This window comes from Francisella sp. 19X1-34, assembly GCF_041102755.1.
Taxonomy (GTDB): Bacteria; Pseudomonadota; Gammaproteobacteria; order Francisellales; family Francisellaceae; genus Francisella.
Genome location: NZ_JBGCTX010000028.1, coordinates 1 through 24,499 on the forward strand (window position 1 = coordinate 1; position 24,499 = coordinate 24,499).

Sequence of the window (24,499 nt, forward strand, 5' to 3'; positions counted from 1 at the left end):
AGTTTATTATTTCTCCAATTAAAATCAATAATTATAAATATTTAGACATGAAGTAATTATCGAACTGAGGTTACTTAAGTAGTAGAAATTACTCTTTGATATTGTTTTATATAGTTTTTAGCACAAACAGAGATATCAAAATTATTTAAAGCATACTCTCGACACTTATATGGATCAATACTACCAATCTGATTCATAGCATCTGACATCTGTTCTAAATAGTTAATTACAAACCCAGATTCTCTATTGACAATTTCTGAGACAGAACCTCTATTAAAAGCAATAACTGGTGTTCCACTCATCATAGCTTCAACCATTACAAGCCCAAATGGTTCAGACCATTGTATAGGGAATAACAAAGCTTTTGCCTGGGAAAAGACTTCAGCTTTTTTTTGCCCAGAAGCATAGCCTTTAACATTTATATTCTTTTTAAAGCTTGTTAAGAATGACTTTGGATTTCTAAGTAGCTTTTTTCTATCACCACCATATATATCAAGTTTAACATTATTTTTTGAGCATGCTTTTATTGCCTGATCAATACCTTTAGATCTATAAGAAACTTTTGAAAAAAATAAAAAATGATCTTGTTTCTGTGAGTTAAAAATAAATTCTCTAGAATCTACCCCATTGTATACAAAATATTTTAAATTATGAGCAACCGCGTGATTTCTACTAATACCTACAATATTTTCTGGAAACTTATTGTCAAACAAATTTGCCTTATTATTTCCATGAATAGTTAATAACCACTTAAAATCTTTTACATCTTCAATCTCATTATAATGTATATGTACAATATCTGTATCCTTGGGAATATATTCTTTAACATTCGAAAAATTATCACACTCAATTACTTTTATACTGGCATTTTCATGATAACTATCTTTAGGAGCTATTATAGAAACATCATATCCTAAATCCGCAAGAGCCTCAGATAACCAATATATAACTCTTTCAGTACCACCATAATTATTAACTGGAATTTGCCCTCGGCATATTTGAACTATTTTCATTAATTAGTCTCCATAAAACTTAAGAATATACTCTAATATAACCTAACTGTGTCAAAATCATAGTATTTTGCATAACTTTTATTTGTCCAATTATTAGGATCTTTTGATATATCTCGATATGAAACTATAAACTGGTTAGGAAATGGTTCTATTTTTTTAAATTTTGGATTTGTTACATGATCACTATGATAATTATTTATTATATCTTGTCTCTGCAATACCTTAGAATGAAGGTAGAAATACCCAGCACCTAAGAGAATAATATGAAGAATAAGAACTAAAACTAACTTATAAATATTTTTATATAAGAATTCTGTAAACTTATTTCCTTCTTTAAATATTATCGAGAATATTATATATCCATATATTACATAATATGGTAGACATAACCTTTGTGAAAAAGAGATTGATGCTGGAATTATAGTCAAATACACAAGTATTAAATATAATATCATCCAATAATCAAAACGAGACTCTTGCTTTCTCATATCTATGTACACAAGAATCAAACTTAATATAAAAACTACTGTCAGGAATATATCTTGAACAAATACTTTAATAAAGTTATACATTAACAAAATAAGAGTATTAGATTGTTGACTACCACTTTCAACAGAATCTAAACGCACATAGTTCCCTGGAGCCAACAGTAATACTATACCAGCTAATATTAAAGGTATAAGAAAGAAGTATACACTCTTATTTATTTCCTTTTTATTCTTAATACAATGAAATATATAACATAAGCAGACGATTAAGCAAATAGCGAAGTATGCTTCATTATACAAGCCTATAAATATACCCACAAAGATACTTAAGAAAATACGCTGCTGAGATAAATAAAAACATTCATAATAGAAATAAACTACTAAACACACACCCCAAAAGTACTGAATAGCTACTGTTTTCCATAAAATACTACCAAAAGCTGATGACCAAAATGAAAATACAAATAATAACGCAAAATATACTAAAAATTCCTTTGATTTTATAGAAACTTTATCTTTTGTAATAAGCTTAAAAAATATACAAACAAAAAAACATATAGCAAAAGCATTAATTACATCTAATAAATAAATCATAGATGGTATATTTTTATTAAAAAATATATAAACCAAGAGTTGAGCAACTATACGCCCAGTATGACCAAAATAATCATTAAGTATATTAGTTATTATAGTGTGATTATAAAAAGCATCAATATTAGCCCTAGGAAAATCATCAGCTGTTAATGGCTGCCAAATATTTATTATTAGGAAATAAAAAAATAGACTTAAGATTATTATTTTTATTTTATTTTTTTCTAATATTTTCAAAATCATTTCTAACATATTATAATATTTTTCTATATATATAATTCCTTCAAAAGTTTAAAAACTTCTTTAAAAGATTTTCTTGGCTTATTCTTCTCAACTTCTTTATGATGATTTCTGATTAGCTGTCTTAATTTTTGGATATCTAAATTTGGAAAATCTTGTATAAGTTTATCAAAAGCATCATTTGTTTCATTGTGATCTAAAAGATTATCTCTAATATTTTCAAGTCTTTGAAACTGTAAGTTCGACTGCTTATCTTTATTTACAAGCACATCATAAGCTTTATGAATCTCATCAAGATTATCTGTTTTCCGCAAAAGCTTACCTATAAATTGTATTTGTCTTTTTAGAGCTATCTTTTGTAGATTTTTTGCCGCAGTAATATTAGTTTTTAAACTATCAGATATTGGTAATTTATCTAGCTGCTGGTTGTTAAGTTCTGTAAGAGCTCTGCCAAAATCAGTAACCTCTAAAGCATCTTTCTTTATTGTTGTTTTGCTTTTTACTGCCTTATAGTGAGAATTTTCTTCTTCTCTCTCTAAGCGCTCTATTTCATCAAGATCAATAACTTTACCCATAGCTCTTATTTAAAATTGTTTTTTATATACATATAATATAGATTATAATTCTAAACGTTTAATTTATTTTATCCACCTAAAAATATCAGGAGACCGCCAAATATGTTTAGCTTTGAAAAAAATAGCTTGAAAAATACAGATAAAGAAATCTTTGACGCTATAGAACTTGAGGTTAAAAGACAGCATGAGCACGTTGAACTTATAGCATCAGAAAACTATGCAAGCCCTGCTGTTATGGAAGCTCAAGGGTCTCAGCTTACCAACAAATATGCTGAAGGTTATCATGGTAAGAGATACTACGGTGGCTGTGAATTTGTTGATATTGCCGAAAGATTAGCTATAGAAAGAGCTCAACAACTTTTTGGTGTTGATTATGCAAATGTACAACCTCACTCAGGCTCTCAAGCTAACGCTGCTGTATATAATGCTGTTTTAAAACCAGGTGATACAGTACTTGGTATGGATTTAGGTGCTGGCGGACATCTAACTCACGGAAGTAAAGTTAATTTTTCAGGTAAAATCTATCATTCTATTCAATACGGCTTGGATGAGAGTGGTGATATAGACTACAAACAAGTGGCTGAACTAGCTAAAGAGCATAATCCAAAAATGATTATTGCTGGATTTTCTGCATTTTCAGGAATTATTGACTGGAAAAAATTCAGAGAAATTGCTGATTTAGTTAATGCTGTTTTAATGGCTGATATTGCCCATGTTGCTGGGCTGGTTGCTACAGGATTATACCCTAACCCATTCCCACATGTAGATGTAGCTACAACTACTACACACAAAACATTAAGAGGTCCAAGAGGTGGACTAATACTTTGCAACGATAATCCTGATTTAGCAAAAAAATTCCAGTCTGCTATTTTCCCAGGTATTCAAGGTGGTCCTTTAATGCACGTGATTGCAGCTAAAGCAGTTGCATTTAAGGAAGCTTTAGAACCTAGCTTTGTTGAGTATCAAAAGCAAGTATTAAAAAATGCAAAAGCTCTTGAGAAAGTTCTAAAAGAACGTGATATTAATATTATTTCAGGTGGCACTAATAACCACCTATTACTTCTTGATATTACAAATACAGGATTTTCAGGTAAAGAAGCCGAAGCAGCTCTAGGTAGAGCGAATATAACTGTTAATAAAAACTCTATACCGAATGATCCTCGCTCTCCTTTTGTAACTAGTGGATTAAGAATTGGAAGCCCTGCTATTACAACTAGAGGATTTAAGGAAAAAGAATGTGAGCTTATTGCTAATCTACTTGCTGATGTAGTCTTTAACTGTGGTAATGAAAAAGTAGAAAAAGATACTGCTAAACAAATTTTAGATCTTTGCAATAAGTTCCCTGTATATAAGTAAAAGCTATTTAATGGATTACTGAATAACAAGAGTTTGGATATAAGACTAAAGGAGAGAGTATGAAAAAAACAATATTGGCTTTATCCCTATCAATTTTTGCACTATCTGCATATGCTGATAGTGGTGAAAATTCTTTATTAGCATTAAAAGGTAAAGATGCCTTTAAATATGAAAAGCTTTATAAAGAGAACTTAGTAGTTTATAACTGTGCAGAAGATGCTAATGTTACAAAGACTCAAAGTATGGATATGGCTAAGCCAAAAAGATGTCAACAACATTATGCAAACATGATAAAGAATATAAATAAAGAGTTTGGAATCTCTGGAGTAACAGTAAAAGATATAGAATCTAGTAAAGTTAATAAACATATTACACAAGAAGCTAGTAAGTACATAAATCAGCATTTAAATGACCTTATGGACAAAAAAGATATACATTCAGAACAGCTTCAAAAGTTTACCAATACAAAAGATCAAAATTCTTAATTTACTAATTCTTACACATCCCTCCCTTTTGCCAGTATTCACTACCTACACAATGATGACAGTAGAATAATCCTTTAGGGTCATATTTATTTTTAATATCTAACAGCCTTGAATAATTATCTCCCCAAAATACTTTTTGCCAATCTTTTTGGAAATAATCAGCCTCATTAGCATAAGTACCCGCATTTGGAGCTAAGCTTTTTATCATTGACATAGCTTTATATATATCATCAACTTTTTTCTCAATCTCTGGTGTCATCTTAGCTTTAGCAATTTGAGGTTTATCACTACTATAGCTCATAATAGCCAAAGCTCCTGCATCAAAAACACCAGGATGCATAGCTGTCTGTTTAGTAAGCTCTACAGCCTGTTTAGATGCTCCTGCTAAACCTTTATTTATCTGTATTGATACGGGTGCTAGACGAGATACTTTATAAAAAATATCTGCAGTTTTTGAAAGATTTTTAGAATCAAATAACGACTCAGGTAGATACCATGATTGATAAGTATACCAGTAAGCAAAAACTTCTGCTGTATTTGATGCCCACCAAAACTCACCATCTCGAGCATTTAACCCTGTATTTTTAACTACCATGTTAGGATAGTTTTTATGCCAGAAATCATAGCTCCAAATTTGCGCCGGAGGTATATCAATATATCTAACTTTATAGTGTAAATTAGGTTGAGCACTAACCCAAGATCTAAAAGATTTCCATACAGCTAAGGCTTTCTTTTGAGTTAGATTCTGAGTAACCATAGCTATAGTTAGCTTATTATTTGGACGAAAAGCAAACTGCTCTCCCCAATATTTATTATTTAAATCTGAATAACAAAATGAAAGAAATTTTTTAATTAATGATTTATATGCTTTATCATTATCAGCAACTATTTCGCCACTCATTAAACCAAAATGATTAGGAAGCTTATGTGTTCTTAAAGTTAGATTAGTAACTACACCAAAAGTGCCTCCACCTCCTCCTTTAATAGCCCAGAATAAATCTTGATTTTGACACTCATTAGCAGTAATTACTTTACCATTAGCTGTAACAACCTCAGCTTGAACTATCCCTCCAGCTCCAGTGCCAAACTCTTTTGACCAGCTTCCAAAACCTCCTCCTTGGGGAAATCCTCCAGCTGCTCCAACTGTTGTACAACCTCCACCTTGAACATATCTATTATGCTTATTTGTTACAACATTATATGCTTCAAGCCATCTTGTCCCTGCTCCAACTGTTACAGCTGGATACTCTTTAGATTTAGGACAATTTTGAGGATGAAAATGTTTATCATAAGTAATATCTCTCATATTATGAGTCCATATTAATAAAGAATCTGGAGCATTTGAACGTCCTAGATAATCATGCCCTGCACCTTTTATAACTAAACGTAGATTATGTTCTCTAGCAAAATTCACAGCTTGAACGACATCATTAGTATTAGCAGCTTCAACAGCATAGCTACTTGCGTTATTACTCCATGCCCCATACCAGCCTTGTGATTCATTTCTGCCAGGATCTGACTGTAAATAAAAAGGATTTTTAATTTTTACTATAGAGGCCTTACAATCTTTACTATCTGAGTTTAATTTACATTTGTCTAAAGGTGCTAAAGGCTTTATCAATTTACCTTTAAGAGACTTTGCAAAAGTACTCCACTGCTCTTTAGTTGGCCAACAAGATTGTGATGGTAAGCATCGGCAAATAGATGTCGACTTAACTTCTGTTGTTACTTGACTACCTGCGTATACAAAAGTTAAAGAAGATATTAGTAATTTCTTATGCATAATACGACTAAATCACAAAGCTAACCATACTAAACAATATAAATTATTTTTTTATCAAAAAATAGCTATTTGAATATATGCCCTATAATTTTTGTGAAAGATTGAGTAACTTATAGCCAGCCAAACCAACGCTCATACCAACTAGGCTCTTCTGAACCATCCGGCCTTAGGTTTTTCAAAAATTTATTTTTAGGATAATTTTTCTTAAGAACCCTAATATTATCCTTAGCTTGATCATATAAGCCTAGCTTATTATAAGATCTGATAGTTAGAACTAAAGCATCTTGAATTACAGTACTTTGAGGGTAGTTTTTTATTACCTGTGATGCCCTATTAATCGCTGCATTATAGGCACCTCTTTTATAATAGAAATGCGCTATATCATCATAATGTTGTGCAATAACATTATTAGTAAAAACCATTCTACGCTTAGCATCAGGTACAAAACTACCTGTAGGATCTAATAATATAGCCTTTTGAAAATTAGTGTATGCATCTTGATAGCCTGTAGGGTCATGATAATTCATATCATATGGTGCATATGTTTGTAGCATACCTCGACCATCCTCAAATCCTACAACCCCGATCATATAATAAATGTAGCCTTTATATTTACTATACGGATACATTTTTATAAATTGCTTACCTAAAGCTAAGGCCATAGTAGACTCATCATCCATATAATATACATATACTAGATCAACCATCCCTTTTTCTGCTAAAGGAGTAAAAGGATACTGTGCAACAAGAGATTTATATGACCGAATAGCATCAAAATATTTCTCATTTTGCATTTGTTGGTGTGCTTTTGCATAAATAAAACTAGCTGTATAACCTGTATATACCTGTGGTAACTCTGGATCTTTTTTAGGGCCACAAGAGCTCAGTGCCAAAACAACCAATATAAGAGATATTAAATATAAAAACCTAGTCATTAAGTTAACTATCCTTAGAATTTTCTTATATAATTCTATAATAGAATTATTTTTTTATAAAAACATACAAAATATATAACATGCCAAATGATACACTATCTAACAAATTTCATCAAAATATTATTCTACAACCAGAAGATGCTGGTAAACGAATAGATGTAGCCATTAATGATTTATTTGAGCAATTTTCTCGCTCTCAGATACAAAGATGGATAAAGGAAGGTTCGATAACAGTTAATGGACAAGCAACCAAATCTAAACATATAGTATTGGGTGATGAGGAAATAGATATAAATATTGAGTTTTTACCTACTAATGAATGGTATCCAGAGAATATTGAACTAGATATAGTATATGAAGATGATGATATTGTCGTAATAAATAAACCTATAAATATGGTCGTACACCCTGGTGCTGGCAATATGACTGGTACAATTTCAAACGCTCTATTATATCGCTATGAAAATCAAGATAAGTTACCTCGTGCTGGCATAGTACATCGTTTAGACAAAGATACATCTGGATTAATGGTGGCAGCTAAAAGTAGTATTGCATACCATAACCTAGTTCAACAACTTTCAAATAGAGAAGTATCGCGTATATATCTAGCTATTGTGGAAGGAGAAATCTACTATGAAGGCACCATTAATGAACCAATAGGTAGAGATCCTAATAATCGCACTAAGATGGCTATAAACTATAAAGGAAAAGATGCCATCACGAACTATACACCTATTGAAGTTTATGATGGATTTACTTTAGTTGAATGTAAGCTTGAGACAGGTAGAACTCATCAGATAAGAGTTCATATGAAAAGCATTAAGCATCCATTAGTTGGAGATCAAACATACAATAAATCATCCGTCAAATTAGAAAAGCTTGGTATACAAAACATACAAAGACAAGCTTTACATGCTTATAAGTTATCATTTACCCACCCTATTACAGAAAAGACCGTCAAATTCAAAAGTAAACTGCCAAATGATATGCTTAATTTAAAATCTCAACTTAGAGAAACTATAGAATATTTTGAAGAAGAAGACTATGAGTATGACAAGTAAAAAAGAAACTATAAAGTATTTTAGTATTTCTTTATGCTTAATATTACTCGCGATAATATTATCTCTCGAAGAAAAAGTTAAATACCCTACCAAAAACTTCTTTATAGCATCTGCTCATCATCAAATATTACAAAAACCAAACTTTTCAGATATTAAAGACTTTACAGAAAGAAAAACTAGTTTTATAACTTATATGCTATCTGCAATAAGTATTGCTAACCAAGAGATATGTCTAGAGAAAAAGCAAATAGCATCACTAATAAAGGCTTTTAACAAAAAACAAAACCTCAATAAAAAAAATCTACATGTATTAAATGAATATTTAAAATACTACAAAATAGAAAATAATACTGATATCCCTACACAACTCAAGCTTTTAGAGCTAAAAGTAAATACTGTTCCTACTAGCTTTATTCTTGCTCAAGCTATTCTAGAAAGTGGTTGGGGGACATCAAGATTTGCCCAAAATTATAATAACTATTTTGGATTGCACTGCTACTACAAAAACTGTGGAGTAAAAGCGTTAAATGCAGATGTCTACTTAGAAGTATTTAGCAATACAAGTGATGGTATCCTCGGTTATTATTATAGGCTTAATACTGGCTCAAACTTTAAGGATTTTCGTGTTATTAGAGATAAGGTAGAGCGTAATGAGCTGCCTAGCACAGCTTTATTTGACACTCTAGAGAATTACTCAGAAATAGGATCCAAAGAATATAAGCAACGCCTTATAAATATAATTACAGTGAATAATTTAACACAATATGATTCTATTAAATATTGTTAATAACTATATTGTAGCTATTGGTATTCATTAGCTTTTTTAGTATATTAAAACTATGAGGCTTAAACTCTTGCATGGAGCAGATGGATTTTAAAATAGATAATGATACAATTTATTTTGAAGGCTTGCTGACGCTTAAGCAAGTTAAGCCAAAACTAATCACAAAAGATATAAGTAAGATAAAAACTGAAATAAAATACTTAGATATCTCAAAAATAGAGAACATAGATAGTGCAGGCGCTTATTTTATAATTAAAATAGCTAATAGCTTAAATCTAACCAAAGATAAAATAATAATTAATAATCAAAGAAGTCAAAATTTAATTAATATTGTTAGTAAAAATTTTCCATCTAAAACTGATGAAGAGCTTGCTGAAAAATCTAATCATATTGTATTTAATAGCATCTATACCTTAGGCAAAAACACAAATAACCTTTTATCTGAGATAAAAGCAAGTATTGGATTTCTTGGTGCTGTATTTATTGCATATTTAAATCTTATTCGTAAACCATATAAAGAATTTTTCTCTATTGTCCTAAATATTACATATGACTCAACAATTAAGGCATTAAGTATAGTCATACTTTTATCACTAATTGTCGGGCTAGTTTTAACATACTTACCTTTAGGGTTGATGCAACAATATGGCACACAGATATTTGTTGTTGATATGTTAGGCATATCATCCTTTAGAGAGTTTGCACCATTATTTACAGCTATTATTATCGCTGGTAGAAGTGGCTCCTCGTTTACATCTGAAATAGGCATTATGAAAGTTAATGAAGAAATTGATGCTCTTCAAACAATTGGTGAAGACCCAATGCAACGCTTAGTATTACCAAGAATTACTGCCTTGGTTATAAGCATGCCTGTACTTACTGTGATAGCAATGGTTGCTAATATAATCGGTGGTATGATTATTATGGATGTAATCGCGGGAATAACGCCTCTACAGTTTCTTGATCGGTTATTTACTCATGTTAGTGTTAATCATTTTTATATAGGTCTACTTAAGACACCTTTCTTTGCTTTAGTCATAGCAGGTATTGGCTGTCATCAAGGTTTATCAGTAAAAAGGGATTCTCAAAGTGTTGGTAAAGCTACCACTACAAGCGTTGTTTATTCAATTTTTTTAATTATTGTTGTTGATGCTGTTTTTGCGGTAGCATTAAATGGTTCATAATCAGGGAGTATTATAATGAATGAAAGTATTATTCAAGTAAGAAACCTATATACTAAATTTGGTAGAGAATGGGTTCATAAAGACCTAAACCTTGACATTCCTCCAGAAAAAATAAGTTGTATTATTGGCGCCAGTGGATGTGGTAAGACTACTCTAATGAGGGAAATTCTCATGCTACAACCTATATACTCTGGTAAAATTTTTTTACTCGGACAAGAGATATCAAAATTAATAGATAACCCTATTAAACGTAAAGAAATCTCAAACAATATGAGCATGATGTTTCAGCACTGCGCTCTTTTTTCATCTTTAACTAATTTACAAAACGTAATATTCCCTTTAAAGCAACATACAAATCTTCCTCTTGATATATTAACGGATATTGCTGTTATAAAGTTAAAAATGGTTGGTCTTAAAGAGGAAGCTTTTAATAAATACCCCTCTGAAATAAGCGGAGGAATGTTAAAAAGAGTTGCCCTAGCAAGGACTATTGCATTAGATCCTAAAGTTGTTTTTTTAGATGAACCTCACGCCGGTCTAGACCCATTTTCGATTAAGGCTATGGATGAGCTTATCTTATACTTAAAGGAAGAACTTGGAATATCTGTTGTTATGATCACCCATGATCTAAACACTATTTGGCGGATTGTTGATGATATAATATATATGGATGAAAAAAAAATAATGTTGCACGATACAGTTAAGTTTGTTTCTCAACAAACTCAGTATGAAAGCATAAGAAAGTTTTTTGACCCACATAATGAGGGAAAATATTAGGAGCTTATATAATGAATGAAAATAGTATAAAGAACCTTATCGCAGGATTATTTGTGATTTTCATGGTGTTTGTAATGATCTTTATTGGCTTCTTCCTATCTGGAGGCTTTAAAAGCCAATCTACAACCACTTATATGACAAACTTTTCTAGTATTTCTGGATTAAATATTGGTTCAGATGTCTCATATAAAGGATTTGATATTGGTAAAGTTAGCAATATCGAAATTAACAAAAATAATCCTAAATTAGTTAGTGTATATATGAAAATTGATAGCAGCATACCTATCTATAAGCAAACTGTTGCGACTTTACAAACAGTTGGTATAACAGGCCAATCAATTGTTGAGCTTTCATTAGACATTGGCAAAAATGAAGTAGGTCTTGATTTAGTAGATAAACGTAAAGATCAAATAATTGTTATAAAATCAAAACCATCTCAACTTAAAAGTATTATGAAAAAAGTTAGCGCAATAGCTGACTCTTTAGATCAAATATCTGCTAAATTTAATAAAATGTTATCTCCTCAAAACCTAAATAAATTTAATGAGTTTACAGATAGTATAAATATACTTCTTTACAATCTTAGTAATTCATCTATTTATTTTAATAAAACTCTTATGAATTTTAATGATACAATGACTGAAAGCCAAGAAACAATTACGCGCTTAAATGATGTTATGAGACTATTACAGTATGATCCTTCAATTATTGTTAGAGGAGTAGAACATGATAACTAATAAAAGTATTAAATTATTTTTACTAACTAGTCTAATAGTGACTTTACCTCTAAAACTATTTGCCTTTTCTCTAGTTGGAGACCCTGTAAAAGTCCCTAAGGAAAAAGAATACATAATTTATGGTAAGCAAATCGAGAAAAAGTCTCTTCCTAATACTAAGAATGCTGTTATAGATACCACTTTGCTTGTTTACAATATACAAACACAAGTATCAAAATCAACTCAGATGTTTTATGTCGAAGATGATCAACTACATAATTTCAAAAATAGTTCATGGGCTATTCCAGTATCTAAGATGCTTACAGTAGCAGCTTTTGAGTATATTTTAGATCATAATATTGTTGATAATTTAGCATTCCAAAATATCAATATCCGTCAAGATTTCACCTTATCAGGCACTACTCCATATGGACCTGTTCTAGACCTGGATCATAATCAGTTCTTCTTTTATATAACATTCTACCTCAAGAATGAGAAAACTGGAGCTGCCGTAATCAAAACAATAAAATACAATCATAAAATTACCAGTAATGATGTCAGTGCTCACAGATATGCAGAATTAACAAACATTGCTCTAGCACATATTCTTTCTGAGCTAAAGCCATGGCTAATTAAAAATCTTATAAAACAAAAAGAACATAATATAAAAACACTGAAAGCTAACCCTCCTAACCTATTTAGTGTAACTACTAAACAATAAAACTAGCTACCAAACCTATTAAACCTCCAAATACTCCCCCCCAAACTACAAGCCAACCTAAATGCTCACGAATAATTCTTTGAACTATCTCTTTTATCATTTGTGGAGTTAACTCTTCTAAACGCATATCTATTAATTTTTCAATTTTCTCACTAGCTTTTTCTGAGAGAGTATTACTATCTATCTTTAGATCATCTACTAGCTCTAAAATCTTTGTATCTAATTTTTTTATAAAAGGTTCTCTTAGACCCTCTAAAGCATCTTTTCCTCCTAAAAACATATCTATCATAGAACCATATTTACTAGTCATTAGCATATCAACAAAACTATCAAAAACTTTATTCAGATCTATTTTCGAAGTTACTAAATTTCCTATATATTTTTTAATTTCATCACTCGCTAAGAATTTATTTAAATTTTCTGGAGAAAAGAATTGCTCCATAATCATATTCTTTATAGTTTTTTTAAAACTTTCAAATTTATTTGGAATAATACCTGAACCATATAAAAATGGAATTTTCTCAAATAACATATATATTGCAATCCAATTAGTCAGTGCTCCAGATAAAGCATAAAAACCAATATTTTGGATATGTTGATCTGCTAAAAACCATCCAAGTAATGCTAAGAGAAAAGCAATTAGGTTAGTCATAAAACTTTTATTAAATATTTTCATATTTTCCTACTTTTTGATTAGTTTAAAATTTATAATAAAGGATAAATATTTTAACAAATTTTAATTTTATGAGAACTATTAGAGGTTTTTTTGCTGAAATTTCAAAAAACACAAAAAATCTTTCAATATCTGGAGAGTATTATAACTATTTCAAAAATGTTCTTAGACTTAAAAAAAATGATCTTGTTGAGTTATTTAACAACTCAGATAGTATTCAATATAAAACAAAAATACTTAATATAAATAGTAAGAATATTGAACTTGAGGTAACCTCTTCAAAAGAGATAAAAAATGAAAATGCTTATAATATAAACCTATACCAATCCCTAATTAAAAATGAAAACTTTGACCTTGTTATTCAAAAAGCTACTGAGCTAGGAGTAAATAATATATATCCAATTATCACCGAATATACAAATCACAAGTTTGATAAAAAAGGTTTTGATAAAAAATTAGAAAGATGGAATAAAATAGCAATATCAGCAACAGAGCAATGTGGCCGAGTTTTTATTCCCAATATACATACCCCTATAAGTCTGCCTGAAATAGATATAAATATGCAAGATCTAAATTTCATTCTCTGTCCATATTCTCAAACTATCAAAAACCTCGAGTCTCAAATAAAGATCTCTGATGAATTTAATATTTTCATTGGACCTGAAGGTGGATTTAGTGAATCAGAAATGAATAACTTTAGAGAAAATAATTTTTCAACTATAAACCTTGGCAAAAGGATACTCAAAGCAGAAACAGCCCCTATAAATATAATTTCAATAATCAATTTTATTAAACAATCAATTTAAGACTAGATTTAGTTAATATATAACCTAAAACCCTCTATTGATTATGTTTTAATTAGTCCTATATTATTAATTATTTATCCAAATATATAATCCAATCTTATTTCAATAAGTTATTTTTTTGCTAAAATAACTTTTAATATCTAATTTTATTTTTTATCATGAGCAAATTTTCTAAAACGACTTGGTTGTCTAACTATCCTGAGAACACACCTAAAGATATAGAGCCAAATATATATACTCTTTTAGATTTATATGAAAAGGCAATACTTCAATACCCTTATCGCGATGCTGTATCTTGCCACGATGTGAACCTATCTTTTACACAACTTGATGATCTAGCGACAAAAGTAGCTAGCTTCCTTCAAAATGATTTAGGTGTTGAAAAAGGTGATAGAGTTGCAATAGTTCTACCAAACTGTTTACAGTTTACTGTAAGTTTATTTGCATGTATTAAAATAGGTGCAGTATTTGTCAATACGAATCCACTTTATAAAGCTGATGAACTAGAAGCTATTTTTAATAACTGTAATGTAAAAATAGCTATTGTAATGGATATGTTTGCTCATCATATTCAAAAAGCAAGAATAGGTATAAGCTCCTTAGAGAATGTTATTGTGACAAATATTGCTGACTTATATCCATTCCCTAAGAAGCAAGTAATCGGTTTAGTATCAAAACATCTAATCAAAGATAAACCTAAGTATAATAAGAACACCTTTATACAGTTTACAAAAGCTCTAAAAGCAGATAAAAAATTATATAAAAAACCTAATATTTCTAAAGAAAATATTTTGTGCTTACAATACTCAAGTGGTACAACAGGCCAGCCTAAAGGCGCAATTCTTACTCATGATAATGTTGCGTCAAATATCCAGCAAGTTTGGGCTTGGATTAATCATGACATGAATGTGTTTGAACAAGTTCTTATCACAGCTCTTCCTCTGTACCATATATTTTCACTTAGTGCTAATCTATTGTGCTTCTTCTTTGCTGGAGCTAAAAATATCTTGATTCCAAATGCTCGAGATATTAAAGATCTAATTAAAACAATGTCAAAAAATGAATTTACAATCTTTAATGGTTTAAATACCCTTTATATGGCTATGCTGGAGCATCCAGATTTTGACAAAATAAATAAAACAAGATATCAGTATTCTTTAAGTGGTGGAATGCCTATCTCTCGTAAAATATATTTAAGATGGCTAGATAGAACTGGAGTCGAGCTTAAAGAAGGCTATGGTATGACTGAAATGTCTCCTGCTATTTCTTTAAATAAGTTTAATGAATCTGAAGAGGATTATTTTGGTACATGTGGTTATCCTATTCCTGGGACTGAATTAAGTATAAGAAATATAGAAACTTCTGAAGAAATAAATGAGTGTTTCAAAGAAGGAGAGATCTGGCTTAAAGGCCCACAAAGATGCCAAGGCTTTTGGAATGATGACAAAAATAATGAATTATACTTTTCTGAAGATGGCTGGTTAAAAACAGGAGATGTTGGATATATTGATAAAAAAGGACGCCTAACAATATCTGATAGACTTAAAAACTTAATTATTGTATCTGGCTTTAACGTCTACCCTCGAGAAATAGAAATATGTCTACTAAAATTAGAAGATATCAAAGAAGCTGCTGTAACAGGTGTAGAATCTAAAACTTCAGGAGAAAGAGCTATTGCTTTTATCTCACTTGAGGAAGACTCTAAACTAACTGAAAAAGATGTAATTGATCATTGTAGAGAAAAATTAGCAAGCTATAAAGTTCCTAAAACATGCATCTTTGTAAATACTTTACCTAAAAATAACACGGGTAAAATTGATATCAAAAAACTTAAGAATGACTTTCTATAATTTAATTTTCTTTACTTGAAAAGTACTGTTTTGGTGTTTTACCAAAAGCTCGTCGAAACATCGCAATAAAGTTGCTAGATGATGCATAACCTAAAGAATCTGAAACTTCTGTAACTGATATATCTTGAGCTAACATATCTAAACCATGTGCTAATTGAGCTTGTTGACGCCAACGAGAGAAACTAAGTCCTGTTTCTGTTAAAAAGGCTCTCCTTAAAGTCCTAGGGGACATAGCTCCAAATGATGCCCACTGTTCTAAACTCTTATTTAGCGACGGATCATCAATTATTGCATTTGCAACTTTAACTAGTCTACTTGATTTTGGCATCGGTAAATGTAATGCTTCTTCTGGAGCTCTTCTTATCTCATTACATATTATAGTTGCAATATACTCCTGCTCTTCACTTAAGGTTTGTTGTTTATCCCACTCAACGGCTCTTAGTGCTAATGCTCTAAGTACCATACTCATTGGAATAACTCGAGAAGTATCTGGTAAAGTCTCGCAAATACTAGGTAATATAAAAATAACCCAACCACGAACAATACCGCTAATACGTATTTTATGTGAGGTATTTGGAGGTACCCACCCTGCTCTATTAGAAGGTAAAACCCATGAGCCATTTGGTGTACTAACATGCACAAGTCCACTCTCTACACAAAATATTTTTCCGCGTAAGTGCTGATGCCAGCCAGTTTCCTTAGCATTTATCTGGTTCTCACTTTCTGGAGAATTACCACCTTTTATTGCAACAATTGATGGACCATCCAACCAATCACCAAGAGAGAGTATTTGTGTATCAGGGTAACTTTGGCCACTTTTCAATATTTTTTGTCCCTATAATGTTATGGTACCTAGCTTAAATTGTGCAATAATTCTAAAATAAATTAAATACCTAAAATATTTTTTATTTCCGCTACTTAAATTTAGTTAGTAGTTATGGTTATGTTTTATAAAAAATACTTCTAAATTATGCAAACAAATACGACTAACACAACAGGATTCTGGAGTCAGAAAAGATCTATAGTTGCAATAGCTATAAGCTTACTTGCTCTAGCTGAAATTGTTGACTTAACTATTGTTGCAGTTGCAATACCTCAAATTATGGGGGCTATTGGTGCAAATGTCGAAACAATAGCAGATGTTACAACCGTGTATATTGTTACTGCAGCAATCTTTATTTTACTATCTGGACTTGTGATAGAAAAATATGGTATTAAACGAGTTGCTTTAATATCTTCAGTTATTTTTGGTGTTTCATCAATTATGTGTGGCCTATCAACATCACTAACAGAAATGATTATTTTTAGAGCTTTTCAAGGTTTAGGTGGTGCATTCTTACCATCTGTAGCCCAAACCTATATTTCAACAAGCTTTAAAAATGAGGAATATAATAAGATGATGACTGTATATAGTATGGTTATCGTTATGGGACCTATTGTTGGTCCTGTCTTAGGTGGTGCAATTTGTGAGAATATGTCATGGGAATGGATATTTTATGTAAATGTCCCTCTTTGTTTAATAGCTTTTGTCATAATTGCTTTTATGATGGAAACTACCAAAATTAAGAAAATCCAAATAGACTATATCAGCTTTGGATTTATGGCTATCGGTGTAGGCTGTTTAGAATTTTTTATAGATAATGGTAATACAGATGGTTGGTTTGACTCTATTAAAATAATAATCTTACTTGCTATATCTATAGTTTCTTTAAGTTTTTTCATCTGGCGAGGATTAACCTACTCATCAGTTGTTAAGTTTAGAATTTTTAGAAATATGAACTTTGTAATAGCCTGTTTCTTATGCTTTATGTTTGTACTTTTATTCTCAGCTGCAATGGCATATCTACCAACAATGCTACAACAAGTATATGGCTACCCTGTTGATTTAGCTGGCTATATTACAGCCCCTCGAGGTATCGCAGCTGTTATTGGTGCTGGTCTAACACAAGCAATCTTAGTAAAAAAACTAGGAGTTAGAAAAACAATTAGTTTAGGAATGATTGTATTTGGGATATCTTGTTTAATGCAGGCTAATTTTTCTGCTACTGCAAGTGAATTTGATATTATTTTAACAACAGCTATTCAAGGTTTTGGAATGATGATGTTTTTTATTCCATTTATGAGCGTACTTGTTGTAGGAGTTGCTGATGAAGATATGGGCGATATGTCTGGGTCATTTAACTTCTTTAGAAACTTTGGAAGCTCTGTTGGTACAGCATTTGTTGCAACATTTATATCAAGAAACCAACAAACTACATATCAAGAGTTATCCCAAAACATATCTTCTCTAAATCAAAATTTTCAATCTTGGGCTCATACTTTACCTATGCCTGAGACATCTACTGTTGCTATTGCAAAACAGCAAATAATTCATCAAAGTAGCCTATTAAGTTACATTAATTCGTTTTATGTTGTAGGTATAATGAGCATAATTTTAGCTATTGTGCCATTTTTATTAAAAGAACCCCCTAAAGATGCTCCTGTTCCAGTAATGCATTAAAATTATTATAGGATTAATTAGAATGTCAGAAGAAAATTTACAACAACAACCACAAACAGAAAACACGAAGAAAGAATCTAAACTTTCTCCTAAAAAAATAATTATCGGCTGCTCAGTGATAGTTTTAGTAGCCTTAGGTATATATGGGTATTATAAATATAATAAGATTTTCCCAAGTACCGATAATGCTTATGTAAGTGCTGATGTTATTAGAATATCCCCTAAAGTTGGTGGTTATATTGAAAAAGTATATGTCCAAAATAACCAGTTTGTACATAAAGGAGATAAACTAGTTCAGATTGATCCAAATGATTACCAACTACAAGTATCTCAAGCTAACTCAAAAGTTATCCAAGCAAAAGGCCAACTATTTGTCGCTGAAGAACAAGTTGGCTTTGCAAAGTCTAACTTAGTTAAAGCAAAAGCATCTCTAGATACTGCTGAAAAAATGGCAAATAGATACGTTAAATTATATAAAGAAGATGCTGGATCACTACAAGATGCACAGAAATATATTGATCAGAAAATCCAGGCAGAAAAAGCAAAAGATCAAGCTGCATCATCTCTAAAACAAGCATTAATTCAAGTAGAAATAGCTAAAGCTAAAGTGGGTGCTGCAAAAGCTAATTATGATAATGCTAATCTAAATCTTAGCTATACTACACTTAAAGCTCCGGATGATGGTTATGTTTCAAACATGAAGCTATATAAAGGACAACTTGTTTCACCAGGACAATCACTATTTGGTTTTATTGATAATCAAAAATGGTGGATTGATGCTAACTTTAAAGAAACAGACCTAAATAGAATTAAGCCAGGACAAACGGTTGAAGTTGAGCTTGATATGTATAATCATACATATCAAGGTAAGGTAGATAGTATTAGTTATGCAACTGGATCAGTATTTTCACTACTTCCTCCAGAAAATGCTACTGGAAACTGGGTAAAAGTTACACAACGTTTCCCTGTGAAAATTGCAATGAAGAATGATCCTAGCTACCCACTTAGAGTCGGTGCAAGTGCAACTGTAAAAATAGACACATTATAGGCAAACAAATATGATTAAAAGAAATATATTTCGTACAGCCCTAGTTGCTACTATCCTAATAACGTCAAGCTGTAGCTTTTTTAATCCAAAATATGAGAAACCTAAAGTAAAAGCTCCAGCTCTTTGGAATAGTCAAAGTAAAGCGGCTGGTGAAGTCAGTAAGAACTGGGATTTAACACAAATTGCTTGGTGGCGAGAGTTTGATGACCCAACATTAAACAACCTTGTAACAACCGCATTAAAAGATAATAATAAAATCCAAGTAGCTATTGGTAATGTACTGCAAGCTCAAGCTGAAGTAAACAAAGCTGACTATGGTTGGTTACCTACTGCAAGTGTTGGAGGCGGTGGTTTTATTGCCCAAACATTTGATACTACATCTAACGTAAGCATACCAAATGTAACTACCCCAAGCTCCTCGCTTTTTGGAGGCTCTGTAGCAGGGATTATTCCTAGTTATACAATTAATATTGTCAGACAGTTCCAACTAGGTAAAATTGCTAGGTTTAGTGAAAAATCTCAAAAAAATGTTATAAATGCAACTCGATTGACAATAATCACTCAAGTTACAGGAGCATATTTCTCTTTAATAACTGCAAAAGAGCAATTACAACTTCAAAAACAACTGGTAGATAAAATGCAGATTTTATACTACTATGCTGAACGTCAACATCAATTAGGCGCAAGTTCTCCTTTACTACCTGAGTTGATAAAACAACAATTAGAAATTCAAAAAGGTAAAATTGCTACGATAAAAAATGATATTACTCATTTTAATAACACTCTTAAAATTTTAACAGCAAGAAATCCTGGACAAATTAACACAACAAGAACTCTTGATCAGATAAATGCTGATATCAAGAACCCTGTTAACTTACCTTCACAAGTGTTAGAGAATCGTCCAGATATAGCTATTGCTGAGTATAAATTGAAAATTGCTAATGCTAACATAGGTCTAGCAAGATCACAGTTCTTCCCAAGTATCGATTTAACCGGTACATTTGGTAATGCAACTTTGGCTCTTGGTCAATTAGCTACATTGAACGCATGGGCATGGGCTGCTGAAGCTGTTGCTGCCGTACCAATATTTAACTTAAGTATTATGGCAGATAGTGATAAAGCTAAGTCTCAATTCTATCAGGCATACTATGATTATATTAATACTTTGCAAAAAGCATTTGAAGATGTTGATAATGATCTATCAAAAAGAGTCGCTGATAAGAAAAACTATGATAGACAAATAACATCACTTGAATCAACGAAAAAACAAGAGCTAATCCTTAGGAAAAAATATCAGTTAGGTGCTATAAGTAAAGCGCAATACTTAGGTATTTATTTAAATGTTCTTAACCAACAAATGCAAGCTAATCAAGCTAAGTTGAATTCTTTAATTAGTATATCAAACTTATATCAATCTTTAGGTGCTGGGTATAATGTTGATAATTATGACAAGCCTCACATGAGCAACCCTGCTTTTTCTAAATAAAATAATATCTTATAAAAGTTTATATTTAAACAATGATATAATAGACGCTATACTATGAAATCTAATTATAATTCCAATGATAGATTGTGAATTTACCCTTAAGAAAGCTGGTAAAATAGCAAGGCTTACAAATAAGACATTTCAATTTGATAATCATATATCAACTGGTCTTTACTCAGCAAAATATTTTATAAAAACTCAGAAAATACTCGAAAGCTCTAAAGATATTATTTTAATGCAATTTTTCCAACGTCACGATAAGACTATACTTTGTGGAGTTGATGAGTCACTAGCTTTAGTTAAAAAATTTGCCTTAAACTATCAAGATTTAGAAATAAAAGCTCTTAATGATGGTGATGAAATTTCTGCATTTGAACCAGTATTAACAATAAAAGGAAAATATAAAAACTTTGGTTTTCTTGAAGGGATAATTGATGGTATTTTAGCTAGAAGAACAAGCATAGCTACAAATGCATACAGATATAATAAACTTCTTAATAAAGATCAAGAAATAATATTTATGGGAGACCGCGAAGATATTTATTTGACTCAACCAGGTGATGGATATGCTGCAAATATTGGCGGAATCACTAAAATTGCTACAGATGCTATGGGGTCATGGACTGGTCAGTTAGGTATAGGAACTATGCCTCATGCCTTAATTCAAAGCTTTGATGGTAATCTTATAAATGCATGCCAAGCGTATGTTAATACATTTCCTGATGAACCTCTTATTGCTTTAGTTGACTATAATAATGATGTAATTACAGACTCTCTTGCTGTAGCAAGAAAATTTGGCAATAAATTATTTGCAGTTCGTGTTGATACATCTCCAAATATGACAGATAAATATTTCTTAGAAAACCCTATTCTAACAGAGGACTCTAAATATAGTGGTGTAAATCCAGAACTTATAAAAGTCTTACGAAAGTCTTTTGATGCTGAAGGATTCCAACATGTTAAAATTATTGCATCAGGAAACTTTGATTATAATAAAGTAAAAAAATTTAATGATGAAAATACGCCTGTAGATATATTCGGTATAGGAAGCACTCTACTAAAAGTTAAAATTGGTTTTACAGGAGACTGTGTTGAACTAAACAATAATCATCAAGCCAAAATAGGTAGAAAGAAAATTAATTCTGATAGATTAAATTTAGTAAAGTAAGTAAAGGATATAAAATGAAAATTGTTAAAAATTTTAAAGTAAGTGATTATTCAGAAAGAATAATGAATTGGCTAAAAGAAAGTTGCTTAAACTACCCTGCTGAAGGTTTTGTTATTGGTATAAGTGGCGGCATTGACTCAGCTGTAGCTGCTTGTTTAGCCACGAAAACTAATCTGCCAGTAACAGCTCTAATAATGCCTTCAAAGAATAATCAAGATCAAGATATGCATGATGCAATAGAGCTTATAAATAAGTTAAACATCCCTCATCATATAGTTCCTATTCAACCAGTATATGAGACATTCTTAGACTCTACACAAGCTTTTACAAACTCTGATAATAATCGCCAACACGTTATAAAAGGTAATGCTCAAGCACGTTTTAGAATGATGTATTTATATGCTTATGCCCAACAAAACAATCGTATTGTCATTGGTACAGATAATGCTTGTGAATGGTATATGGGATACTTTACAAAATTTGGTGATGGCGCAGCAGATATACTTCCACTGGTAAATCTTAAAAAATCTCAAGTTTTTGAGCTTGGCAAATATTTAGAAGTCCCTAAAAATATTTTAGATAAAGCACCTTCTGCTGGATTATGGCAAGGTCAAACTGATGAAGATGAAATGGGTGTTACATATGCTGAAATTGATGATTTCTTAGATGGTAAAAAAGTCTCTGAAAAAGCTTTAGAAAGAATAAGCTTTTGGCATAATCGTAGCCATCATAAGAGAAATCCTGCACTTACACCAGACTTTGATAAATAATAAGATATTAGAATAAGTTAAATGCTATTAAATTTTAATGGAAAAAACTCTTTATGAATAAACTTTTTGGTAACGAATTTGCATCATATAAAGTAGAACTAATTGCAGGTTTATCAACTTTTTTAACGATGATTTATATCATCATTGTTAATACAAAAATCTTAAGTCAAACAGGCATGCCTGCTAATGCTATAGTAACTAGTACAGTTATGATCTCTGCTTTATCTTCAATAGCTATGGGACTATATGCTAAAAACCCATATGCTGTAGCTCCAGCAATGGGGATGAATGTCTTTTTTACATATACTATTGTTGATATTTGGCATATCCCTTGGCAAACAGCTTTAGGGACGGTTTTTTGGTCTGGGGTAATCTTTGCATTACTTGCTATTTTTAATATCCGGGCTAAAATCTTAGATGCAATTCCTGTTGGCGTAAAAAATGGTATAGGTGCTGGGATTGGTGTTTTTGTTGCATTGGTTGGCTTTTTTAATGCTGGATTTATTGAGAAATCTCCATCTTCCCTACTAGAAATAGCCCCTATTTCTATCCAGACTGGAATTTTTATTGTTTGTCTGTTCTTACTAATTATTCTAACTTGTAGAAAAGTTAAAACAGCAATGCTTATTATGATTTTTGTTGGATGCTTACTATCTTTACCTTTTGGTAGAGTAATAGGCACTGAGACTGTTATGCAGATCCCAAAACATTTCTTTTCAATGCCTGACTTTTCGCTATTTTTTTCTATAGATTGGCTTGGAAGTTTAAAACTAGCAACTATACCTGCAATATTTTCTTTCTTATTTATAAATATTTTTGATAGTACTGGTACGATTGTAGGATTGGCTAGTGTTGCTAACACTCTAGATAAAGATGGCAACCCTATCAGAATGAGAGAGTCATTACTTGTAGACTCTTTTTCATCTTTATTTTCTGGATTGTTTGGTACATCACCATCTTCTGTATATGTTGAGTCTGCAGTTGGTATTTCTATTGGAGGCAAAAGTGGATTGGTAGCGATCACGGTAGGAGTATTATTTTTACCATTTTTATTTTTATCACCTATTGTAGAAATGGTACCAATGTTTGTTGTTGCTCCAGCATTAGTAATTATTGGTAGTCACATGCTTTCTTCAGTTAGATTTATAGAGTGGGATGATCTTTCGCAGACTATTCCAGCATTTTTAACTATTGTACTAATGCCTCTAACTCTATCTATTTCTCAAGGTATTATATGGGGAATGCTAAGCTGGCTAGTAATATCACTAGCAACAAAAAAATATAATTTTAATATAATTACTTTAGCAATATGTTTTTGTTGTTTTTTAATGATGTGTGAATCAATGAGTATTTTTTAATTAAAGCTTACTACTACGACTAAGAATGAAAGGAAAATATACATATTACAAATGTTAAATTATACATTTCTTAGCCGCAGCAATGAAAATTTTAACTGATATTTCAAAACTTTGAAATACTATAACAAGCA

The 24,499-nt window shown here is 31.1% G+C and carries 23 protein-coding genes; 16 read left to right on the forward strand and 7 right to left on the reverse strand.

What is annotated here, in order from left to right:
* Positions 1 to 74 precede the first annotated feature (74 nt).
* From AB8E56_RS05890 to yjgA, 3 genes are read right to left on the reverse strand one after another with little or no spacing between them, the layout of a single operon-like run.
* Positions 75 to 1,013: a glycosyltransferase family 4 protein gene (locus AB8E56_RS05890; RefSeq protein WP_329479011.1), complete on the reverse strand. Its 939-nt coding sequence runs from the start codon at positions 1,011 to 1,013 to the stop codon at positions 75 to 77.
* 32 nt (positions 1,014 to 1,045) lie between these two features.
* Complete coding sequence (locus AB8E56_RS05895) at positions 1,046 to 2,335, reverse strand: DUF6056 family protein (RefSeq protein ID WP_329479013.1); 1,290 nt, start codon at positions 2,333 to 2,335, stop codon at positions 1,046 to 1,048.
* Positions 2,336 to 2,358: 23 nt separating this feature from the next.
* Positions 2,359 to 2,907, reverse strand: coding sequence for a ribosome biogenesis factor YjgA (yjgA, locus tag AB8E56_RS05900; RefSeq protein ID WP_329479015.1), 549 nt, complete (start codon positions 2,905 to 2,907; stop codon positions 2,359 to 2,361).
* Positions 2,908 to 3,009: 102 nt separating this feature from the next.
* Here yjgA and glyA point away from each other — a divergent pair, with 102 nt between their 5' ends.
* Together glyA and AB8E56_RS05910 are read left to right on the forward strand one after the other, a co-directional pair.
* Positions 3,010 to 4,263, forward strand: coding sequence for a serine hydroxymethyltransferase (gene glyA, locus AB8E56_RS05905; RefSeq protein ID WP_329479018.1), 1,254 nt, complete (start codon positions 3,010 to 3,012; stop codon positions 4,261 to 4,263).
* Positions 4,264 to 4,322: 59 nt separating this feature from the next.
* Positions 4,323 to 4,748, forward strand: a complete 426-nt coding sequence (locus AB8E56_RS05910; protein ID WP_329479020.1) for a hypothetical protein — start codon at positions 4,323 to 4,325, stop codon at positions 4,746 to 4,748.
* Positions 4,749 to 4,752: 4 nt separating this feature from the next.
* On the opposite strand, the gene AB8E56_RS05915 is transcribed toward AB8E56_RS05910, so the two are convergent.
* On the reverse strand, positions 4,753 to 6,531 hold the full coding sequence (locus AB8E56_RS05915; RefSeq protein WP_329479022.1) for an FAD-binding protein: 1,779 nt from the start codon (positions 6,529 to 6,531) through the stop codon (positions 4,753 to 4,755).
* Between the two features lie 110 nt (positions 6,532 to 6,641).
* Entirely contained in the window at positions 6,642 to 7,466 is an 825-nt protein-coding gene (locus AB8E56_RS05920; RefSeq protein ID WP_329479024.1) for an outer membrane protein assembly factor BamD, read from the reverse strand.
* A gap of 80 nt (positions 7,467 to 7,546) precedes the next feature.
* Here AB8E56_RS05920 and rluD point away from each other — a divergent pair, with 80 nt between their 5' ends.
* The 6 genes from rluD to AB8E56_RS05950 all read left to right on the forward strand — a co-directional run bounded on the left by rluD (position 7,547) and on the right by AB8E56_RS05950 (position 12,709).
* On the forward strand, positions 7,547 to 8,527 hold the full coding sequence (gene rluD, locus AB8E56_RS05925; protein WP_329479025.1) for a 23S rRNA pseudouridine(1911/1915/1917) synthase RluD: 981 nt from the start codon (positions 7,547 to 7,549) through the stop codon (positions 8,525 to 8,527).
* A complete protein-coding gene (locus AB8E56_RS05930) occupies positions 8,511 to 9,314 on the forward strand; it encodes a glucosaminidase domain-containing protein (protein WP_329479027.1) in 804 nt (267 codons plus the stop codon). Before rluD ends, AB8E56_RS05930 begins: the two co-directional genes overlap by 17 nt.
* Before the next feature lie 80 nt (positions 9,315 to 9,394).
* Positions 9,395 to 10,495: an ABC transporter permease gene (locus AB8E56_RS05935; protein ID WP_329479029.1), complete on the forward strand. Its 1,101-nt coding sequence runs from the start codon at positions 9,395 to 9,397 to the stop codon at positions 10,493 to 10,495.
* Between the two features lie 15 nt (positions 10,496 to 10,510).
* Entirely contained in the window at positions 10,511 to 11,272 is a 762-nt protein-coding gene (locus AB8E56_RS05940) for an ATP-binding cassette domain-containing protein (protein WP_329479031.1), read from the forward strand.
* A gap of 11 nt (positions 11,273 to 11,283) precedes the next feature.
* The gene (locus AB8E56_RS05945) at positions 11,284 to 12,009 is read left to right on the forward strand and encodes an MlaD family protein (protein WP_329479034.1); all 726 of its coding nucleotides are present in this window, start codon (positions 11,284 to 11,286) and stop codon (positions 12,007 to 12,009) included.
* Between the two features lie 7 nt (positions 12,010 to 12,016).
* A complete protein-coding gene (locus tag AB8E56_RS05950) occupies positions 12,017 to 12,709 on the forward strand; it encodes a hypothetical protein (RefSeq protein ID WP_329479072.1) in 693 nt (230 codons plus the stop codon).
* On the opposite strand, the gene AB8E56_RS05955 is transcribed toward AB8E56_RS05950, so the two are convergent.
* Positions 12,699 to 13,385: a DUF445 family protein gene (locus AB8E56_RS05955; RefSeq protein WP_329479037.1), complete on the reverse strand. Its 687-nt coding sequence runs from the start codon at positions 13,383 to 13,385 to the stop codon at positions 12,699 to 12,701. The genes AB8E56_RS05950 and AB8E56_RS05955 overlap by 11 nt on opposite strands.
* Positions 13,386 to 13,453: 68 nt before the next feature.
* Here AB8E56_RS05955 and AB8E56_RS05960 point away from each other — a divergent pair, with 68 nt between their 5' ends.
* Positions 13,454 to 14,188 carry a 16S rRNA (uracil(1498)-N(3))-methyltransferase gene (locus tag AB8E56_RS05960; protein WP_329479040.1) on the forward strand — a complete coding sequence of 245 codons (735 nt, stop codon included), beginning with the start codon at positions 13,454 to 13,456 and terminating at the stop codon, positions 14,186 to 14,188.
* A gap of 158 nt (positions 14,189 to 14,346) precedes the next feature.
* On the forward strand, positions 14,347 to 16,038 hold the full coding sequence (locus tag AB8E56_RS05965; protein ID WP_329479043.1) for a long-chain fatty acid--CoA ligase: 1,692 nt from the start codon (positions 14,347 to 14,349) through the stop codon (positions 16,036 to 16,038).
* A 1-nt stretch (position 16,039) separates the two neighbouring features.
* On the opposite strand, the gene AB8E56_RS05970 is transcribed toward AB8E56_RS05965, so the two are convergent.
* Positions 16,040 to 16,864, reverse strand: coding sequence for a helix-turn-helix transcriptional regulator (locus AB8E56_RS05970; protein WP_329479075.1), 825 nt, complete (start codon positions 16,862 to 16,864; stop codon positions 16,040 to 16,042).
* A gap of 144 nt (positions 16,865 to 17,008) precedes the next feature.
* Between AB8E56_RS05970 and AB8E56_RS05975 the strand changes: the two genes are divergently transcribed.
* From AB8E56_RS05975 to AB8E56_RS06000, 6 genes are all read left to right on the forward strand, one after another.
* Positions 17,009 to 18,538, forward strand: a complete 1,530-nt coding sequence (locus AB8E56_RS05975; RefSeq protein WP_329479045.1) for an MDR family MFS transporter — start codon at positions 17,009 to 17,011, stop codon at positions 18,536 to 18,538.
* A gap of 22 nt (positions 18,539 to 18,560) precedes the next feature.
* Complete coding sequence (locus AB8E56_RS05980) at positions 18,561 to 19,586, forward strand: HlyD family secretion protein (RefSeq protein WP_329479047.1); 1,026 nt, start codon at positions 18,561 to 18,563, stop codon at positions 19,584 to 19,586.
* A 10-nt stretch (positions 19,587 to 19,596) separates the two neighbouring features.
* Positions 19,597 to 21,072, forward strand: coding sequence for a TolC family protein (locus AB8E56_RS05985; RefSeq protein WP_329479049.1), 1,476 nt, complete (start codon positions 19,597 to 19,599; stop codon positions 21,070 to 21,072).
* 76 nt (positions 21,073 to 21,148) lie between these two features.
* Entirely contained in the window at positions 21,149 to 22,240 is a 1,092-nt protein-coding gene (locus tag AB8E56_RS05990) for a nicotinate phosphoribosyltransferase (protein WP_329479051.1), read from the forward strand.
* Positions 22,241 to 22,254: 14 nt separating this feature from the next.
* Positions 22,255 to 23,010 (forward strand): NAD(+) synthase, encoded by a 756-nt coding sequence (gene nadE, locus AB8E56_RS05995; protein ID WP_329479053.1) that lies wholly within the window; start codon positions 22,255 to 22,257, stop codon positions 23,008 to 23,010.
* A gap of 53 nt (positions 23,011 to 23,063) precedes the next feature.
* Complete coding sequence (locus AB8E56_RS06000) at positions 23,064 to 24,368, forward strand: NCS2 family permease (RefSeq protein WP_329479055.1); 1,305 nt, start codon at positions 23,064 to 23,066, stop codon at positions 24,366 to 24,368.
* Positions 24,369 to 24,499: the final 131 nt, after the last annotated feature.

Bases quoted from the DNA above. Each gene is read 5' to 3' on its own strand.
- AB8E56_RS05890 (WP_329479011.1), bottom strand. From the start codon at position 1,013: ATGAAAATAGTTCAAATATGCCGAGGGCAAATTCCAGTTAATAATTAT.
- AB8E56_RS05895 (WP_329479013.1), bottom strand. From the start codon at position 2,335: ATGATTTTGAAAATATTAGAAAAAAATAAAATAAAAATAATAATCTTA.
- yjgA (WP_329479015.1), bottom strand. From the start codon at position 2,907: ATGGGTAAAGTTATTGATCTTGATGAAATAGAGCGCTTAGAGAGAGAA.
- glyA (WP_329479018.1), top strand. From the start codon at position 3,010: ATGTTTAGCTTTGAAAAAAATAGCTTGAAAAATACAGATAAAGAAATC.
- AB8E56_RS05910 (WP_329479020.1), top strand. From the start codon at position 4,323: ATGAAAAAAACAATATTGGCTTTATCCCTATCAATTTTTGCACTATCT.
- AB8E56_RS05915 (WP_329479022.1), bottom strand. From the start codon at position 6,531: ATGCATAAGAAATTACTAATATCTTCTTTAACTTTTGTATACGCAGGT.
- AB8E56_RS05920 (WP_329479024.1), bottom strand. From the start codon at position 7,466: ATGACTAGGTTTTTATATTTAATATCTCTTATATTGGTTGTTTTGGCA.
- rluD (WP_329479025.1), top strand. From the start codon at position 7,547: ATGCCAAATGATACACTATCTAACAAATTTCATCAAAATATTATTCTA.
- AB8E56_RS05930 (WP_329479027.1), top strand. From the start codon at position 8,511: ATGAGTATGACAAGTAAAAAAGAAACTATAAAGTATTTTAGTATTTCT.
- AB8E56_RS05935 (WP_329479029.1), top strand. From the start codon at position 9,395: ATGGATTTTAAAATAGATAATGATACAATTTATTTTGAAGGCTTGCTG.
- AB8E56_RS05940 (WP_329479031.1), top strand. From the start codon at position 10,511: ATGAATGAAAGTATTATTCAAGTAAGAAACCTATATACTAAATTTGGT.
- AB8E56_RS05945 (WP_329479034.1), top strand. From the start codon at position 11,284: ATGAATGAAAATAGTATAAAGAACCTTATCGCAGGATTATTTGTGATT.
- AB8E56_RS05955 (WP_329479037.1), bottom strand. From the start codon at position 13,385: ATGAAAATATTTAATAAAAGTTTTATGACTAACCTAATTGCTTTTCTC.
- AB8E56_RS05960 (WP_329479040.1), top strand. From the start codon at position 13,454: ATGAGAACTATTAGAGGTTTTTTTGCTGAAATTTCAAAAAACACAAAA.
- AB8E56_RS05965 (WP_329479043.1), top strand. From the start codon at position 14,347: ATGAGCAAATTTTCTAAAACGACTTGGTTGTCTAACTATCCTGAGAAC.
- AB8E56_RS05975 (WP_329479045.1), top strand. From the start codon at position 17,009: ATGCAAACAAATACGACTAACACAACAGGATTCTGGAGTCAGAAAAGA.
- AB8E56_RS05980 (WP_329479047.1), top strand. From the start codon at position 18,561: ATGTCAGAAGAAAATTTACAACAACAACCACAAACAGAAAACACGAAG.
- AB8E56_RS05985 (WP_329479049.1), top strand. From the start codon at position 19,597: ATGATTAAAAGAAATATATTTCGTACAGCCCTAGTTGCTACTATCCTA.
- AB8E56_RS05990 (WP_329479051.1), top strand. From the start codon at position 21,149: ATGATAGATTGTGAATTTACCCTTAAGAAAGCTGGTAAAATAGCAAGG.
- nadE (WP_329479053.1), top strand. From the start codon at position 22,255: ATGAAAATTGTTAAAAATTTTAAAGTAAGTGATTATTCAGAAAGAATA.
- AB8E56_RS06000 (WP_329479055.1), top strand. From the start codon at position 23,064: ATGAATAAACTTTTTGGTAACGAATTTGCATCATATAAAGTAGAACTA.